The organism is Polyangiaceae bacterium (assembly GCA_015075635.1).
GTDB lineage: Bacteria > Myxococcota_A > Polyangia > Polyangiales > Polyangiaceae > JADJKB01.
Genome location: JABTUA010000002.1, coordinates 2,539,875 through 2,556,750, shown reverse-complemented (window position 1 = coordinate 2,556,750; position 16,876 = coordinate 2,539,875). Strand labels below are relative to the sequence as shown.

14 protein-coding genes and 1 pseudogene are annotated in these 16,876 nt (G+C 68.9%); 6 read left to right on the top strand and 9 right to left on the bottom strand.

Features of this window, described 5'->3' with window-relative positions:
* Window positions 1–21 precede the first annotated feature (21 nt).
* The gene (locus HS104_27710; GenBank protein ID MBE7483739.1) at window positions 22–1,632 is read left to right on the top strand and encodes a DUF2254 domain-containing protein; all 1,611 of its coding nucleotides are present in this window, start codon (window positions 22–24) and stop codon (window positions 1,630–1,632) included.
* A 59-nt stretch (window positions 1,633–1,691) separates the two neighbouring features.
* Window positions 1,692–2,426 (top strand): hypothetical protein, encoded by a 735-nt coding sequence (locus HS104_27705; GenBank protein ID MBE7483738.1) that lies wholly within the window; start codon window positions 1,692–1,694, stop codon window positions 2,424–2,426.
* Between the two features lies 1 nt (window position 2,427).
* Here the strand turns inward: HS104_27705 and HS104_27700 are convergent, their stop codons facing one another.
* The 4 genes from HS104_27700 to HS104_27685 are packed head-to-tail and all read right to left on the bottom strand — an operon-like array spanning window position 2,428 to window position 7,243.
* Window positions 2,428–3,078, bottom strand: coding sequence for an HAD-IA family hydrolase (locus HS104_27700; GenBank protein MBE7483737.1), 651 nt, complete (start codon window positions 3,076–3,078; stop codon window positions 2,428–2,430).
* Window positions 3,078–4,247 carry a GNAT family N-acetyltransferase gene (locus HS104_27695; protein ID MBE7483736.1) on the bottom strand — a complete coding sequence of 390 codons (1,170 nt, stop codon included), beginning with the start codon at window positions 4,245–4,247 and terminating at the stop codon, window positions 3,078–3,080. The genes HS104_27700 and HS104_27695 overlap by 1 nt, the downstream gene beginning before the upstream one ends.
* Window positions 4,244–5,761: a DUF362 domain-containing protein gene (locus HS104_27690; protein ID MBE7483735.1), complete on the bottom strand. Its 1,518-nt coding sequence runs from the start codon at window positions 5,759–5,761 to the stop codon at window positions 4,244–4,246. The genes HS104_27695 and HS104_27690 overlap by 4 nt, the downstream gene beginning before the upstream one ends.
* A 30-nt stretch (window positions 5,762–5,791) precedes the next feature.
* Window positions 5,792–7,243, bottom strand: a complete 1,452-nt coding sequence (locus HS104_27685; protein ID MBE7483734.1) for an NADH:flavin oxidoreductase — start codon at window positions 7,241–7,243, stop codon at window positions 5,792–5,794.
* Between the two features lie 31 nt (window positions 7,244–7,274).
* Between HS104_27685 and HS104_27680 the strand changes: the two genes are divergently transcribed.
* Window positions 7,275–8,129 (top strand): phosphate/phosphite/phosphonate ABC transporter substrate-binding protein, encoded by an 855-nt coding sequence (locus HS104_27680; GenBank protein MBE7483733.1) that lies wholly within the window; start codon window positions 7,275–7,277, stop codon window positions 8,127–8,129.
* A 6-nt stretch (window positions 8,130–8,135) separates the two neighbouring features.
* Here HS104_27680 and HS104_27675 read toward each other — a convergent pair whose 3' ends face one another.
* The 5 genes from HS104_27675 to HS104_27655 all read right to left on the bottom strand — a co-directional run bounded on the left by HS104_27675 (window position 8,136) and on the right by HS104_27655 (window position 13,478).
* Entirely contained in the window at window positions 8,136–10,235 is a 2,100-nt protein-coding gene (locus HS104_27675) for a sulfatase (GenBank protein MBE7483732.1), read from the bottom strand.
* A gap of 88 nt (window positions 10,236–10,323) precedes the next feature.
* Entirely contained in the window at window positions 10,324–11,478 is a 1,155-nt protein-coding gene (locus tag HS104_27670) for an acyl-CoA dehydrogenase family protein (protein MBE7483731.1), read from the bottom strand.
* 13 nt (window positions 11,479–11,491) lie between these two features.
* A complete protein-coding gene (locus HS104_27665; protein ID MBE7483730.1) occupies window positions 11,492–12,292 on the bottom strand; it encodes an enoyl-CoA hydratase family protein in 801 nt (266 codons plus the stop codon).
* 14 nt (window positions 12,293–12,306) lie between these two features.
* Window positions 12,307–12,711, bottom strand: a complete 405-nt coding sequence (locus tag HS104_27660) for a RidA family protein (protein MBE7483729.1) — start codon at window positions 12,709–12,711, stop codon at window positions 12,307–12,309.
* Window positions 12,708–13,478 carry an SDR family oxidoreductase gene (locus tag HS104_27655; GenBank protein MBE7483728.1) on the bottom strand — a complete coding sequence of 257 codons (771 nt, stop codon included), beginning with the start codon at window positions 13,476–13,478 and terminating at the stop codon, window positions 12,708–12,710. The genes HS104_27660 and HS104_27655 overlap by 4 nt, the downstream gene beginning before the upstream one ends.
* A gap of 171 nt (window positions 13,479–13,649) precedes the next feature.
* Here HS104_27655 and HS104_27650 point away from each other — a divergent pair, with 171 nt between their 5' ends.
* From HS104_27650 to HS104_27640, 3 genes and pseudogenes are all read left to right on the top strand, one after another.
* Window positions 13,650–14,582, top strand: a complete 933-nt coding sequence (locus tag HS104_27650; protein MBE7483727.1) for a hypothetical protein — start codon at window positions 13,650–13,652, stop codon at window positions 14,580–14,582.
* Window positions 14,583–14,803: 221 nt separating this feature from the next.
* Window positions 14,804–15,316 (top strand): annotated as a pseudogene (locus tag HS104_27645) (cytochrome c).
* Window positions 15,254–16,864 (top strand): c-type cytochrome, encoded by a 1,611-nt coding sequence (locus HS104_27640; GenBank protein ID MBE7483726.1) that lies wholly within the window; start codon window positions 15,254–15,256, stop codon window positions 16,862–16,864. Before HS104_27645 ends, HS104_27640 begins: the two are co-directional and overlap by 63 nt.
* The last annotated feature ends 12 nt before the right edge of the window (window positions 16,865–16,876 follow it).

Genomic DNA, 16,876 nt, shown 5'->3' with positions numbered 1-16,876 from the left:
AAGTAGACTGGGCGGCCGCCCATGCCGACCCGAGAGAGCCCGAGCACGCCGAATTTTCGGCGCCAGTGGCTGTTTCCGATCGCGCTCCTGACCTCGGCGGCGCTGGCCATCTTCTGGGCCTTCTACGCCATCGACTTCTTCCAGGTGCCGCAGGCAGCGGGGGGGCCGGAGGGGGGCCCGCTCGATCGCTATCTGCGCTTCGATCCCGAGCACATCAGCGACGCGGTCAGCTCGCTGGCGGGCATGACGGCGGCCGTGTTCGGCATCGTGATCACGGTGGTCAGCATCGTCGTGCAGCTCTCCGCCGAGCGCTACACCGGCGTAGCACGCATGTTCTTGCGCGACCGGGTGAACCTGACGGTCGCCGCCTACTACGTGGTCTGCTGCGTCTGCGGCGTCTGGCTCTCCGTCTCGCTGCAGCAGGGCTACGTCCCGCGGCTGACGCTGGTCGCGATGATGCTCGCGACGACCGGCGGGCTGGTGCTGATGGCGCCGTACTTCGGCTACGTGTTCTGGTTCTTGGAGCCGAACAACATCATCTCGCGGATTCGGCGCGAGGCGGTCAGCGTCGCCCAGGACGGCGCGGCGCTGGCCGACGGGCACTCGAGCGGCAACGCCCAGGCGCTGACCCTGGCCTCCATGGAGGAGCTCACCGACATCACCAGCAACTCCATCTCGGGCAAGGACAAGATCATCGCCAGCGGGGCGGTCGACGCGCTCAAGGACTTCACGCTCGACTACCTGAAGACGAAGTCCAAGGCCTCCGACGTGTGGTTCAACGTAGGCAACGGCATCCGAGGCAACCCGGACTTCGTGGCCATGGACCCCGAGAGCCTCCACGATCTGGAGCAGCGCCGCACCTGGGTGGAGTGGAAGGTGATGCGCCAGTACCTCGGGATCTACAACGAGGCCCTCGGGGCGATGCGCGACATCTGCTACCTGGTCGCCATCGACACGCGCTACATCGGCGAGGCCGCAGCGGAGGCCAAGGACGAGGAGCTGATCAAGCTGGTGTTCCGCTACATGAACTCCTACCTGCGCTCGACGCTCAACGCGCGCGAGGTGCGCACGGCGTACAACGTGCTCAACCAGTACCGCTTGCTCGTCGAGTCCATGCTGCGCCTCGGCCACGCCAAGTCGGCGCTCGAGGGCGTCAAGCACATGCAGTACTACGGGCACGTGAGCTTCGACATGAAGCTCACCTTCGTCACCGAGACCATCGCCTACGACGTCTCGACCTTGTGCCAATACGCTCACGAGCTCGAGTCGCCGACGGAGCAGGAGATGGTGGACTTGTTCCTGGAGCTCGACCGCCCGCTCTCCGTGCGCAGCCAGGAGCGGGGCCTGCTCGGCGTCCGCAAGGCGCAGGTGAAGCTCGCCGCCTACTACCTCCTGCACGGCGACGAGAAGAAGGCCCGGATGATCGCCGAAGACATGGCGACCGAGCCGCCGGAGCGCCTCTTGGCGATCCGGACGGAGCTCGAGCGGGTCACCACCAAGGACTTCTGGGAGATCATCGACCGGGGCAGGAACTTCGAGTACATGCCGCCCCGCCAGCGCGCCAAGATGGCGGAATTCTTCGGCTGGCTCAGCGTGGAAGCCCCAAGGATTTCCCAGGCTCCCGAGGCCTGAGGGGCCGACCGGGAAGCTTCGGTGCCCCCGCGTCGTACATGGACGTACATCGGGGTGTCATGGAAGCTCAGCTCAGCGGATTGGTCTGCTCGTTCAGGCAGGAGAACGGCTTCGGGACGCTGGAGCTCGAGGACGGCAGGGAGGTCCACTTCGACGTGACCGCCTGCGTCGACGAGCCTCTGGAGGGGCAATCCGTGCGGGTCGTGCTCGGCTCGGCACGCAACGGGGCGGTTCGCGCCGTGCTGGTCGAGGCTGCCTCGCAACCCGAGTCCACTCGCCCGGCCACCACCCTCGGAGAGGCCATCCGGCGCCTGCAGGCCGAGGGCCTGGCGCTCGAGCTCGACGACTGGGAGAAGAAGAAGCTGGCGGCCGAGCTCGGCATGCCTGGCGAGCTGCCCGCGGAGCTAGTCGCCATCCTGGCGGCGTATTACCGCCACTCGTTCGTAGGCGAGCGGCGTCGTGGCGCCGATCTGTTCATCGACCACGAGGGCGAGGTGGACGCTTGTGCCTTCGAGCGCGAGCTGGCGTTGCTCCTCGGTGGCAACGCGGTGACGTTCGACTCGTGCGAGACCAACCTCCGCTCGGTGGACGACGTCGTGGATGCCTTCAACGAGGAGCTGCGCGCGGCCGGCGACGCGCGGCGCATCGTCCCGCTCGCGACCCGGGGCGAGCATCGTGCCTACTTCTGCATGGCGCTCTCGCGGGCGGTGCGCCTCTCGGCCGTCGGCGTGCTGAGTGTGCGCTGGGATCGCCCGCACCTGACGCCCAGCGAGCCGCCGCCCCGGAACGCCTGATTCACACGCCGAAGCGCTCGAGGTCGAGCTCGGCGAAGCTCCTCACCACCCAGTCTGCGTCGGCGAAGAGCGCGGCATCGACCGCCGGATCCGGCAGCGCCACGACCTGCATGCCCGCCGCGCGCGCGGCCGCGACGCCGGAGAGCGAGTCCTCGAACACCAAGCAGCGCTCTGGCGCCGCGCCCAGCGCGCTCGCCGTGACCAGGAAGATGTCCGGCGCGGGTTTCGGGGCGGCGACCCGCGGGTCGTCCCCGCACACGACCGCGCTGAAGGCGTCGAACCAGTCGTGATGCGCGGTCTTCAGCCGGAACTGGTACTCCGCGCTCGAGGTCGCGACGCCGAGCGGGACTCCTCGCTCCGCCAGGCGACGGACCAGCGCGCGCGCCCCGGGCATCTCCGCTGCCGAGGCGAACAGGTCGTCGAGGATCGGCTTGCGCCGGCGCAGGTACTCCTCGGGCTCGAGGGCGATGCCGAGCGAGCGGACCAGGTGCCGAGCGCCCTCCAGATCGCTCCGCCCGATCATGCCGGCCTTGACCGACCAGTCGAACACGACGCCGAACTCGTCGACGACCGCCTGCGTGGCACGGGTGTAGAGCGGCTCGGTGTCGAGCAGCACACCGTCCAGATCGAAGATCACGTGAGTCGACCGCATCAGAACATGTCCGGCATCGTGGGCATCGGCAGCGCGAACAGGCTCCGAGCTCGCTCGAGCACGTCCGCGTCACCGGTGGCCAAGCCCGCTACGACCAGCGCGCGAGGTGACGAGAAGCCGGAGAAGAGGGCTGCCAGCCCCTTGACGTCCAGGCGAAGCGCCCCGGTCCCCCCGAGCCGCACCTCGGCTGCGCCGTCCGCCACGGACAGGTGCAGGCGGTGCCGCGCACCGAGGAGCTCGTCGATGACCTCCAGATCCAGCTCGGCGCGCAGGCCGAGCGGGTAGCCACGCGCGCCGAGCGCGGCGACCGGCTCCACCACGCGCAGCATCCAGTGGTGGTTCAGGCGCACCTGGACCCCGCACTCGGGCAGGTCGGTCACGAACGGGTCGGCTGGGCCGGCGTGCCAGAGCACACGCTCGGCGAGGGAGCGATGATCGCCGAGGAAGGTCCAGAGCCGGCGCAGGGCGCGGCGGTTGACCGCGCACAGGTCCGTCAGCAGCAGGTCGTACCTCGGGCCATTGGCCTTTTGGCGCAGGTACACGTAGCCCTCCGGCACCCCGTGGTGCTCCACCAGCCAGCCGCGGCAAGGCTGGTTGCCTGGTGCGCGCACCCGGCTCCAGATGTACTCGCCCCGGTCGAGGTAGCCGTTCTCCTCCACCGCGCGTGCTCGGTACAGCTCGGCCAGGCGAGCGTGATCGGTCTCGGCGATCGCGCGCACCTCGAGCTCGCGCTCCAGGATTCCGATCTGGCTCGGGCGTACCTCGGCCTCGAAGCGGCAGCCGGCGAGCTCGTAGCCCGCGCTGCGATATAGAGGCACGGTGGCGGGGTACAGCGTCGATAGCGCGACTCCCTGCTCGTAAAGCTCGCGGACCGCGTGCGCCATCATGCGGCGAGCCACGCCGCGACCGCGCGCCTCTGCCGCCACTCCGACGCCGGCGATGCCGGTCATGGGCACGCTCTTTCCGCCGAACCACTGCCCCATCGGGACCAAGAGCAACCCGCCGACCAGGCGCTCTCCCAAGAGCGCGACGCGCACGTGCTCGAGACCGCCGCGGGTGAGCCAAGCAGCGCTGTCGGCGCTCGGCACGCCGAACGACCAGCCTTCGATGTCGCCCAAGCGCGCGAGCTCGAGCTCGCCGTCGAGCGGGCGGAACCGGAGCTCGCTCATTCCGCGGGCTCGCCCGCGTCGAGCTCGGGTCGCGCCTCGCCGCGCGGGCCTGCCCCGGGGCGCTGGTAGGGCTTGCCGGTGAGGCGCTTGGCCATCGAGGCGGAGCGCCACATCAGGTAGTTCTTGGTGAATTTCAGCGCGTTCTCGCCGCTGGTATAGGGGCTGTTCAGCCCGCCCAGCTTCACCAGCGCGAGCGCCTGCTCCGCGACGCTCACCGGGCAGCCCTCGAAGCGGATCACCTGCTGGTCCTTGGCGGCGCCGAGCTTGCGCGTGACCTTGGCCATCTTGACGTAGATGTCGTCGTGCTTGGCGGTGTGCGGGTCCTTGCGCGAGCGATCCTGGTACTTGCTGCGGATCTGCACCAGCTGCCCTGCGACCTCGCCCTCGAACTTGGCGCAGTCGCCGATGAAGACGAGCTTCTCCCCGGGCTTGGCGTCGATCGGGCCGTCGTAGGCGCCGAACACCACGTGGATGCGCGGCATCTTCCGGTCGCACTCCGCGTCGTACAGGCGCAGGATCTCGATGGCCTCTTCGATGGCCCCGGGGCAGCCGCCCCAGCAGTAGTCCGTGTGCTCGGGCTCCGGCGGGGGACCGGCGTAGGCGGTGATGTTGGTGCCCTCGAAGTACTTCTCGACGCGGATCAAGCCGACCTTGAAGCCCTCCGCGCGCTTCCGTGCCTCGGTGAGGCTCACGTCTCCCGAGAGCTCGATGGCGCCGAGGTCCATCGGGCCGAAGCCGCGCTCGCTGGTCATGCGGATGTGGTCCACGGTCGCCGGATCCACGCCGATGATCTGACAGCACACGGAGTCGAACGCGACCTGGTTGTCGCCGATGATGATGAGGTTCAGGTTCCGCGGGACGGGCGTGAGCATGCGCCCCTCGCCGGCGATGATGGCGTCGATGCAGATCAGCTCCGGCTGCACGATGTACTGCAGATCGGCGATCTTCTCGTTCAGCCGGTGATCGTGGTCGATCAAGCGGTGGCGATCGTCCTGGATGCCGATGTACGCCTTGATCGAGAAGGTCACCGTGGTCCAGGGGTGGGCCTTGAACTTCGGGCAGTTGACGAAGAAGTCCGCCAGGGCGACCGGCTCCGGCGTGAACACGTAGTCGCGCAGGCGGCCCGGATGAGTGTAGGGGATCTCGACCTGCTGCTCCTCTTCGAAGAAGTAGCGTTTGACTCCCACACGCTCGAGCATGGGGAAGAAGCCCGCGCCCTCGAACGCCGCGCGGGACGGCACGGTGATGCCGCAGCGCTCGCCCACCGCGAGCTCCTTCATCTGGCCGGAGTCGCGGTCGCGCAGCGCCAGGAGCACGCCCTCGACGAACTCCGGGCGGGTGTGCGCGTGCTCGAAGAGGGGCCCGGAGGCCACGAGGTTGGGCTTGAGCAGGGTGCGCCCCCGCGGGCGCAGGTTCAGCTCCTCCATGCCCTCGCGGACGATGCGCCGGATCTTCTCCGGATCGTAGCTGTCGCAGTGCCGCAGGATGACCTTGGGTCGCTTGCTCGGGCGCATGGGCCGAGCCTAGCACGTGGCGCCTCGCGCTCAGCGCGGGAGGTCGAAGTCCGGCGCGACCAAGCGCCGGCGTCCGTCTTTGCTGCGCTTCACGCCGGGCGCGTCGAGGTCCACTCGATCCCAGAGCTTGCAGGTGACCTGCTTGTGTTTCTGGTCGAGGCCCTCGCAGTAGTTCGTGAACGTACAGCGGCGCACCGTCGCGCCGCAGCCCAGGCGGATCTTCTCGAACCAATCCGGATCCGCCAGGCTCTGCCGAGCGGAGCCGACCACGTCGGCGTCGCCGCGCGCGAGGATGGCTTCGGCCTGGTCGAAGGTCGCGATGCCGCCGCACACCACGACTGGCGTGTCGAGACCTGCGGCGCGGAGCTCGTGCCGGACGGCCGCGGTAGGCGTCACGTTGCGCCCGAACGGCCCGGCGGGGTCGGCGAGCGTCGTCGGCATGCACTCCCATCCGCTCGGCCCGGTGTAGGGGTAGGCCGAAGCCCCTACGGCCGGCTGCTTGGCGTCCTCGAACTTGCCCCCGCGGGAGAGCGAGAGGAAGTCGAAACCCGCGCGGGCGAAGGCCAACCCGATCTGCTTGGACTCCTCGAGCGAGCTGCCGCCGGGGACGCACTCTTCGCTCAGATAGCGACAGCCGACCACGAAGCCCGGGCCAACGCTGGCGCGCACCCGCGCGAACACCTCGAGCGGCAGGCGCGTCCGTCCCGCCAGCGTCGTGCCGTAGCCGTCGCTGCGGTCGTTCCGCGCCGAGAGGAACGACGCCATGGTGTAGGCGTGGGCATAGTGCAGCTCCACGCCGTCGAAGCCTGCGCGCTCGGCGCGGCAGGCCGCGTCCGCGAAGAGCTCGGGGAGCGCGCGGGGCAGCTCGCGGATGTGCGGCAGGTGCACGTCGGTGACGCGCTCGCGCGCGCCGAAGTCCAGGGCCTCGCGCTCGCGCTCGGTCAAGATCGCCTCGAGCTCTGGGCGGGAAAGGCGGCACAAGCGCTCGCGCAGCTCCTGGTCGGTTCCCGGGCCGAGCAGGCGGCGGTGGCGCTCGGTGAGCTCGAGGAAGGTCCCGAGGTAGCGCAGGGGCTCGGGCCGGCGGCGAATGGACAAGAAGTCGATCAGCTGGATGAAGAGCCGCGTGTGCCCCTTCGAGGCTCGGGAGACGGTCCGCGCGAGCTCGGCGAGCCCGGGCACGAAGCGGTCGTCCCCGATGCGCAGCAGCGGTCCGCTCGGCACGTCGCGGATGCCCGTGGCCTCGACCACAAGGGCGCCGGGCCGTCCGCGGGCGAAGCGTTCGTACCAGTCGAGCACGTCGTCGGTGACCAGGCCGTCGTCGCTGGCGCGCCACGGAACCATGGCTGGGACCCAGGTACGGCGCTCGAGCGCGAGCCGTCCCGCTCGCAGCGGGGAATACCACCGCGCACGTGCCGCCTCTTCGGCGCTCGGCCAGCGCGCCTCGGGCAAAGCGTGCCGGGTGGCGTTCTTCGGGTGCCACATCGGATTCGCGCTATTCTACCCGCGCTGACCCATGGCCGATCCGCCCAAGGTTCCGCCCCACGAGATCCGTCTGGGAACGACGCTGTCCGACGCGGGGCGGGTCACCATGCGGCCCACGGTCCGCGCGGCTGGGCCGACGCACGGCCGACTCGGCTCGCTGTGCGACGCGCTGAGCGTCGCCCTCGAGTTTCCGGTTCTGCCGCACGCCGTGGAGTCCTACACCGATCTGCTCGCGGGGCTCCACTGGGGCGAGATCCACTTCGCGTGGCTGCCGCCGATGATCGCGGTCCGGGCCATCGCCCGCGGCAGCGCCGTGCCGCTGGCGGTCCCCGTACGCTCCGGCTCCGCCTGGTACTGGACCGCGCTGTTCAGCCGGGAAGACTCGCCGATCCGCGACGTGACCCAGCTCGCGGGCTCGCGCGCGGCCTGGGTCGACTCGATGAGCTCCGCGGGGTACCTGGTGATCCGGGCATCACTGCGCGCCGCGGGCATCGACCCCGCTCGCGCCTTCCGAGGAGAGACCTTCTGCGGAACGCACGACGCGGTGATCGCTGCCGTGCGCGAGGGTCGCGCCGACGTCGGCGCCACCTTCGCGCACTTCGACGACTCCGGGAGGATCCGCACGGCGGGCTGGGGCAAGATGCCGGTCAACGTGATCAAGTGCGCCGGGCCCATTCCGTCGGACATCCTGGCGGCGTCGGTGCACCTGCCCCGGGAGATTGCCCAGGAAATAGCCGAGACGCTGACCGGCGACGGGCACTCGAACGTGCGGCGCGCGGCCTCCGAGCTGCTGGACGCCACCGGCTTCGTCGCCGTGAACCGCGAGCACCTCGCGCACCTCGAGGAGCTCGTGGCGCACCTGGAAGTGCCGCCGAGCTCGGGCTGAGAGCGTTCAGTTCTTGCGCTCCGGAGCCGGCTCGCTCGGAGCCTTCTCCGGAGGATCATCGGGCGATGCCTCGGGCTCGTCCGGCTCCGGCGCGGCGGCCCGCTGCACCTCGGGGACGTTCGGGCAGGTGAGCAGCCGCGGCGCGTAGCGCTCGGAGGGGGAGGTGCGGTCGCTCTTGTGGTACGCGAGCTGGGCCGAAACTTGAGCCGACAGCGTCGCCTTCAGCGCGGCGGCCAGCTTGGGGTTGCGCTCGACGCGGTTGTCGCTCTCCTCCGGGTCCTGCTCGAGCTGGAAGAGCTGCGTGGTCTTCTCGCTGCGGTTCTGCACCAGCTTCCACGGCCAGCACACGATGGCCTCGGCGCTCTTCAGCCCCTGAATGTTCATGTAGATGCCGGCCTGCTCCCGAGAGGGATCCGGAGGCTCCAGCATGCTCTTGCCCTGGAACGCCGGGTGCGGCGGCAGCTTCAACAGATCGAGGATGGTCGGCAAGATGTCCAGGTGGCTGACCGGCTCGTTCACGTCCGCCGGCGTGAGCCCCTTCGGCCAGTGAATCAGCAGCGGGACTCGCGCCTCCGTGTCGTACAGCGTCTTGCCGTGTGTGACCTGGCCGTGGTCATGGAAGTTCTCGCCATGGTCGGCGGTGATGACCCAGATGGTGTCGTCGAGCTTGCCCAAGCGCTCGAGGGTGCGTTCGAGCTTCCCGATCTGCTCGTCCACGTAGCGTAGGGCGTTGTCGTAGCGGTTGATCACGGCCTGGCGATCACCCTCGGGGTAGCTCAGGTAGTCGAAGCCGCCCGGGGTCAGCCGGGTCGGCTGATACGGCGCCGGGATGCCGGCCTGCAGCTTGTAGGGAAAGTGAGTCGCCTGGAAGTTCACGTACATGGACCAGGGGCGCGCTCCTTGCCTCTGGATCCAGTCGTTGGCGACGTCCACCGTGACGTGATCGAGCACCACCAGCTCGCTGCCGATGTCGAGGCGCGTGCCCGAGTAGTTCTTGGAGTGGCGGTAGAAGGTCGGGGTGCCCGTCTCCTGGAACTTGAGCATCCCTTGCCAGGTCTCGTCCTGGCTCGAGATCGTCGCCGTCGAGTGGCCCACGGTGTGGAACACGTCGTGAAGCAGCACGCGCGGGTAGTCGATTCGCTTGTACACGTCGAGCCCGGTCGTCCGGCGTGGAAACAGCGACGACAGGATGGCCATCTGCGCGTAGTTGGAGTGGGTGGCGGTGCTCCAGGCGCGCCGAGCGCGCAAGCTTCGAGCCGCGATGCGGTCGAGGTTGGGCGTCGTCCCGCGCTCGTAGCCGAGGTAGCCGAGGTGCCGGACCGAGATCGACTCGAGCGTGAGCAGGAGCACGTTCGTGCGCGTCTTGGGGAGCGCGCGTACCGCGTCGGCCCAGCGCTTCCCTTCTGTCTGGAGCGGACCCTCGGGCGGAGCGCGCACCACCAGCTGTTGCTCTCCGGGCCTACCTCGAAAGCGTTCGGCGACCGGCAGCGGTTCGGGCGCTTCCGGCGCCATCGACTCCACGAACGCGAGCTCGGGGCTGGCCAGTGCCAGATCCGGGGTCAGGGTGGCCGGCACCAGACCGGCGCTCGCGACGCCAGCGGCGAGCGCGAGGCTCGCGACGGTCGGCGAGCGCGAGGCGTGGTTCCTGAGAGCACGCCGCGCGTGCCGGACCACCAGCCACGCGACCGCCCCGACCACCAGCACCAGGAGGAGCAACCAGCGGCCGTACCCCAAGGCGATGGTCCGGAGCAGGTGGGGACCACCCGCCACGAAGAAGTCCACCGCGCCCAGCGTCAGATACGAGCCGGAGAGCGCCTTGAGCACACTGCTCGTGAGGTGAGTGCCGAAGAACGCCGACGCGAGCGCGGCTTGGAGCCCGATGGCCAGGGCGCGTCCGGCGCGCCAGCGCAAGAGCGGCGAGGTCAGCGCGGCGAGCAGGAACAGGCAGAGGCCCGCTCCCGCCGCGCTCGCGGTCGCCGCCACCAAGAGCTTCAGCGTCGGCGGCTGCGGGCCCGGCGCCCACACTGAGCTCAGCGCTGCGGCCGCCCCCGCCGCGCCGCCCACCAGCGCCCCCACCCGGAGCCCGAGCCCAGCCCAGCCTGGCAAAATGGGCGAAATGCGAGGCTGAGAGCCGCTGGACAAGGAAGCGCCAGGTTAGCAGCGGTACCGGGAAAGTCCCAAGAAATCAAAGGGCTCAGCCGCGGTCGCGGTGCGCCTTGAGGAGCGCCCGGGCGATCACCACGTGCTGGATGTCGGTAGTTCCCTCGTAGATGCGCAAGGGGCGGATCGCTCGATACAGCTGGTCCACACGGCTCTCCCGCAGGACGCCGCGACCGCCCAGGAGCTGTACGGCCGAGTCGATGATGCGCTGAGCGGCTTCGGTCGCGAAGGCTTTGGCCATCGCGCTCTCGACCGAGACCCGCGCGGCGCCGGAGTCCTTGGCCGCGGCGGCGCGGTACACCAGCAGGCGCGCCGCCGTCAGCTCCAGCGCCATTGCCGCCAGGCGGTGCTGCACCAGCGCGAGATCGGCCAGCGGCGCACCGAACTGCTGGCGCGAGGTGACGTGTGCCAGGGCCTCGTCCAGGGCTCGCTCGGCCATGCCGCACGCCGCCGCGGCGACCGTCGCGCGCAGGCTGTCCAGAGTGCTCATGCCGATGCGGAAGCCGTCGCCCTCGTTGCCCAGGCGCCGCGACGCCGGCACGCGGCAGCCTCGGAAGCTGATGTTCCCGAGCGGGTGCGGCGCGGACAGCTCGAGCGCCCCGTCGAACCCGAGCCCGGGCGCATCGGCGTCCACGACGAAGCAGGAGATCCCGCGGTGGCCCCCGTCGGGGTCGGTCTTGGCGAAGACGGTGTAGAAGTCCGCGATCCCCGCGTTCGAGATCAGCGTCTTCTCGCCGTCCAGCACGTAGCTCTCGCCGTCTCTCCGGGCGCGCGTGCCGAGCGCCGCGACGTCGCTGCCCGCCCCCGGCTCGGTCATGGCGAACGCCGCCATCAGCTCGCCGCTGACGACCTTGGGCAGGAGGCTCTCGCGGAGCTCCGGCGAGCCCGCCAGCGCGATGGGAGTCGAGCCCAAGCACTGTAGCGCGAAGACCTCGTCTGCCAGCGGCGACTCCCGGGCCAGGGTCTCGCGGATCAGGCAGCAGGCCCTGAGGTCCAGCGGATGGGCGTGGGCCACGAGGCCCGCGCGCCCCAGGAGCTGGACCAGGAACCGAGCCTGAGAGCGCGCGCTCGCGTCGTCCATCGCCACGGGCAGCGACGCGATCTCGCGCTTGGCGAAGGCCGCGACCTCGGCCGCGAGCGCGTGGTGGCGCTCGTCCAGAAAAGCTGCGACCGCTGCACAATCGGGCATGGTTCGGCTCGCGTCAGCGGAAGTTGGGTGAGCGCTTGTCTCGGAAGGCCTCGTACGCCTCGCGGAAGTCCGGGTGCATCATGCACGCAGCCTGGGCTTCGGCCTCCAGATCGACGGAGGCCCAGAGGTCCATGGAAGCCTCGCGGTTGAGCAAGGCCTTCGTCACCTCGAGCCCGTAGCCCGGTCCCTTGGCCAAGCGTGCCGCGAACGCCTGGGCCTCGAGCAGCACGCCGCCGCTCGCCACCACGCGGTTGTACAAGCCGATGCGGAGAGCTTCCTCGGCGCTGATGAAGTCTCCGGTCATGAGCAGCTCGCTGGCGCGCCCGAAGCCGACCACGCGGGGCAAGAGCCAGCACATGCCCATGTCGGCGCCGCTCAACCCGACCTTGGTGAACAGGTAGGCGATGCGGGCATTCTCCGCCGCGAAGCGCACGTCCGCGGCGGTGGCGATCACGGCGCCGGCACCGGCGACGGTGCCGTTCAGGGCCGCGACGATCGGCCGCCGACACTTGCGCATCGCGACGACCAGGCTCCCCGTCAGGCGCGTGAACTCCAGGAGCCCCTGCTGATCGCGCGCGAAGAGCTGCCCGATGATGTCCTCCACGTCGCCGCCCGAGCAGAAGCCCTTGCCGCGGCCCGTGATGACGACGGCGCGGACCCCTGGCTCGGTGTCGAGTGCGCGAAAGGTCTCGGCGAGCTCGCTGTAAACCTGGAACGTGAGCGCGTTCAGGCGGTCCGGCCGGTTCAGGGTCAGCGTCGCGACGCGGGTCTCGGGATCCAGCTCGTAGAGGAAGCTCTTGGGTTCGATGGGCATGGCGCTCTCCAGGATCAAGCGGGCAAGACCGCGGTGGCCTCGATCTCGACCTTGGCGCCCTCTTCCAGCAGCGCCTTGATCTCGACCAGCGTCATGGCCGGGTAGTGGCGGCCCATGCGCGAGCGGTACTCCGCACCCACGGCCCGGAGGCCCGCCACGTATTCGTCCTTGCTGGTCACGAAGATGGTCATGCGGGCGACGTGCTCCGGCACGCCTCCGGCGGCCTTCACCACCGTGAGCACGTTCTCGAGCGCTTGCCCGAACTGCTTGGCGAAGTCCTCGGAGACGACCTCTTGCTTCTCGTTCCAGGCGACCTGGCCGGCGACGAACAAGACCCTGCCGCCCGCGGGGGTCAGCATGCCGTTCGAGTAGCCCTTGGGGGCGCCCAGTGACTCGGGGTTCACCTGCACATGGCTCATGACAACAATCCTCCAGCGTCGATCACGATGGCCTGGCCGTTGATGCCGCCCGCCTGCTCGGCGCACAGCGACGTCACGACGAACGCCACCTCGTCCACGGAGATCAGCCGTTTCTGGTTGACGGTCCCAAGTATGGCGGCGAGGGCTCGCTCCCGGTCCATACCCGTCCGCGCCATCACTCGCGCGACGGACTCCGTCGTCATCTCCGTGTCCACGTAGCCCGGGCAGACGGCGTTGACGCTCACGCCTTTGCCGGCGTATTCGGCCGCCGCCACCCGGGTGAAGCCCAATACGGCGTGCTTCGACGCGGTGTACGCGGCGATGTACGGCGAGCCCATCCGCGAGGTGATCGACGCGACGTTGACCACGCGACCCCAGCGCCGCTCGGCCATGCCGCCGATGAACGCACGCGTGCACAAGAACGGCCCCGTCGCGTTCACCGCCATCACGCGGTTCCAGTCCTCGAGGCTGGTCGATTTGATCGGCGCCGAGGTCGCGGTCCCGGCGTTGTTCACCAAGATGTCGACGTGCCCCAGGGCGGAGCTCGCAGCCTCCTGCAAGGCCCCGACGCTGTCCTCGCGCGTCACGTCGCAAGCCGCGGCGTGAGCCTCGAAGCCGGCCCTCACGAGCTCGGCAGCGACGCTGGCCACCTGATCTTGCGAGCGCGCCGCCACCAGCACGCGGGCCCCCTGCTCGGCGAGCGCACGTGCGACCGCGGAGCCGATCCCACGGCCGCCCCCGGTCACGACGGCGGTTTTCCCCGACAGCAACATGCGGCGGGACCATCGCCGCATCCCAGCCTGGGAGCAACGCGAAGACTGCGGGGGAAGGTGTGTTTTGGCGCTTGCGTACCAGGGTGCGTCTTGGTAGGAGGCGCACGCACCTTTGCTTACTGCTTCCTACGTCCCCCGACGGGGCGAAAGTCTGGAGGTTTCCCGATGAAGATCGCATTCCTGGGCGTCGCGGCGCTCGCCACCCTGGCCCTCTTCCCTGCCTGCGCCGTCGACACGGCTCCCGACTCGGGCATCCCCGGCGAGGAGGAGCCGGCAGACGTCGGCAAGGCCGACGGCCTGAGCTCGGACAACTGGACCTACTACTCGGCCCGCCCCGACTACCGGAAGTGCATGTGGCCGATGTGCGGTGGCGTCTTCGTGAAGCGCGTGAACCAGCCCCAGACCAAGTGCGCCGACGGCAAGTGGGCCAAGGAGTGCTACGTCGCCGACCTCGACTGGAGCGCGCTCGCGCTCTCGGAGGCCGAAGAAGGCGAGGCCGACAGCCTCGCTCGCTCGGGCCAGGTCGTGCTGCGCGGCAGCATCGGCAAGGTGAACCAGAAGACGCTGAGCTACGCCGTGTTCAAGGTGAGCGAGGGTTGGCGCTCCGCTACGCAGAACGAGCCCAGCGGCATCTTCTATCGCGCGGAGAGCTCCGGCATCGTGTGCATCACGTTCCCCTGCCCGGTGGTCGAGGCCACCCGGCTGAACCGCAACCTCAAGCCCACGGCGACCTACGCCGGCGTCGATCTCACTCCCAGCGGCGCCACGGAAGAGCAACTGAATGCGGGTTGGCAGGAGCTGAACGAGAACGGCGTGATCGTCGCGGCCAAGATCGAGAAGGTCACCGGTCCCGCGGGCAGCATGGACGGCCTGAGCGCTTCGCAGTTCTACACCAAGATCAGCGCGGCCAAGGCGAACCCCTGCTTCACCAGCGGTTGCTCGGGTCAGATCTGCTCCGACACGGACGTGATGAGCACCTGCGAATGGAAGCCCGAGTACGCCTGCTACAAGCAATACGGCAAGTGCGAGCTCCAGGCCGGCGGCAAGTGCGGCTGGACGAAAACCGACGAGCTCGCCGCGTGCCTGGCGAATCCGTGAGGCTGGGTTAGTTGTCGCTACAGGTGATCCCAGGGCTCGGCTGAGCGCCGAGCGGCGCGAATCGAGCCGCTCCGTCGCACACCCAGTTGGGGACACCCCCTGAGTGCCATTTCGCGAAATCCGCGCGCCTGGCCCGGGGCTCCGCGCAAGAAGTTCGCGAAATCTGGCCGCCGGGACCAGCTCCCGGGGCGCGGCTCCGGGGCGGGCCTGTCAATCGACAGATGTGTCCGTTGATGCTGACGTCCATCATCGGAGCCGGACCAGCTTTTGCTTTACACCTCTCGCCAGGCACTGCGTGCGAGTGGGCGCGAGCGCCGAGGAGGCATCAGATGCGAGTTCGAGCAATGTTCGGCTTCGTGGCAGCAGCTGCTCTGGCAGTGGGCCTCGTCGCGTGTGACAAGAAACCCGAAGGTGGCCCTCAGCCCGCGACGAGCGGCAGCGCGGCGGGAGGCCCTGCGTTGAGCGCCGCAGCCCAAGCCGGGAAGACCATCTACGACACGCAGTGCCAGGCCTGCCACAGCATCGGCGCTGGCGACCGTGCGGGGCCGGACCTCAAGGACCTGAGCAAGCGTCGCCAGAAGGACTGGATCGTCAAGTGGATGAAGGATCCGGTCGGAATGGCCAAGGACGATCCGGTCGGCAAGGAGCTCCTGGCGAAATACAAGACCCAGATGCCCCCGCTCAACCTGACGGACGCGCAGATCGACGGCGTCATCGCGTACGTCGACACCATCAGCGCCGCGGGCGGGTTGCAGGAGAAGCTCGAGCCGGTCAAGGAGCTGACCGGAGCCGACTTCGAGCGGGCCAAGGGCATCTTCTTCCAGCGCTGCGCGGGCTGTCACGGCACGCTGCGCGCCGGTGCCACCGGTCCGAACATCCAGCCCGAGCGCACCAAGAAGCTCGGCACCACGACCATCAAGAACACGCTCATGAACGGCCTGCCCGGCGGCATGCCGCCCTGGGGCAAGATCGGCGTCTTGAACGACGAAGAGATGACGCTGATGGCCAACTACATCCAGATGCCGGTGCCCGAGCCGCCGCAGATGCCGCTGGAGAAGATCAAGGAGACCCACAAGGTGCTCGTCCCGGTCGAGCAGCGCCCGAAGAAGCCCGAGACCAAGCGCAAGTGGGAGAACTTCTTCGGCGTGGTGCTGCGTGACGCCGGCCAAGTCGCGATCCTCGACGGAGACACCAAGGAGAAGCTCGCCATCATCCCGACGGGCTACGCGGTGCACATCCTCCGCGCCTCCGTCACCGGTCGCTACTTCTACGCCGTGGGTCGTGACGGCAAGGTGAGCCTGATCGACCTCTGGACCGAGACTCCGACCCTGGTGGCGCAGGTCCAGGGTTGCGTCGAGGCGCGCAGCGTGGACGGCAGCAAGGCCAAGGGCTGGGAGGACAAGCTGGTCATCGAGGGCTGCTACTGGCCGCCGCAGTACGTGGTCTACGACGGTCTCACGCTCGAGCCGAAGGGCGTGCAGAGCGTGCTGATGCCGGCCATCGACAAGGAAGAGCTCAAGGAGAACCGCGTCGCGGCCATCGTCGCGAGCCACCACGAGCCGCTCTGGATCGCCAACCTCAAGGAGTCCGGCTTCATCGCGCTGATCGACTACAGCAAGCCCGACTTCCCCATGGTCGAGAAGCTGGCGACCCAGCGCTTCCTGCACGACGGCGGCTTCGACCACAGCAAGCGTTTCATCATGATGGCTGCCAACATGAAGAACGAGATGGTGGTCATCGACGTGAAGGAGAAGAAGTTCGTCACCAAGTTCGAGACCGGCAACAAGCCGCACCCCGGGCGCGGCGCGAACTGGCAGGACCCGCAGTACGGCTGGGTCAACGGCACCACCCACATCGGCGAGCCGAAGTTCAGCATCTACGGCGCCGATCCGGCCAAGAAGGAGCACGCCTGGAAGGTGGTGCGGGAGCTGAAGGTCGGCGGTCCCGGCAGCTTGTTCGTCAAGACTCACCCCAAGAGCCCCTGGGTGTGGATGGACTCGCCCCTCGCCAACAAGGAGGAGGAGACGCGCCAGATCTGCGTTTACTCGAAGAAAGAGGCCAAGATCGAGAAGTGCTGGACTCCGATGGATCGCGGCCGCTCGGTGCACTTCGAGTACAACAAGGACGGCACCGAGGTGTGGCTGTCCGGTTGGGACAAGAAGGGCGCGATCATCATCTACAGCGACAAGGATCTGAAGGAGATCAAGCGCATCGAGGAGGACTGGGTCGTCACGCCGACGGGCAAGTTCAACGTCTACAACACGGCGCACGACGTGTACTAGGAGTCGGATCCC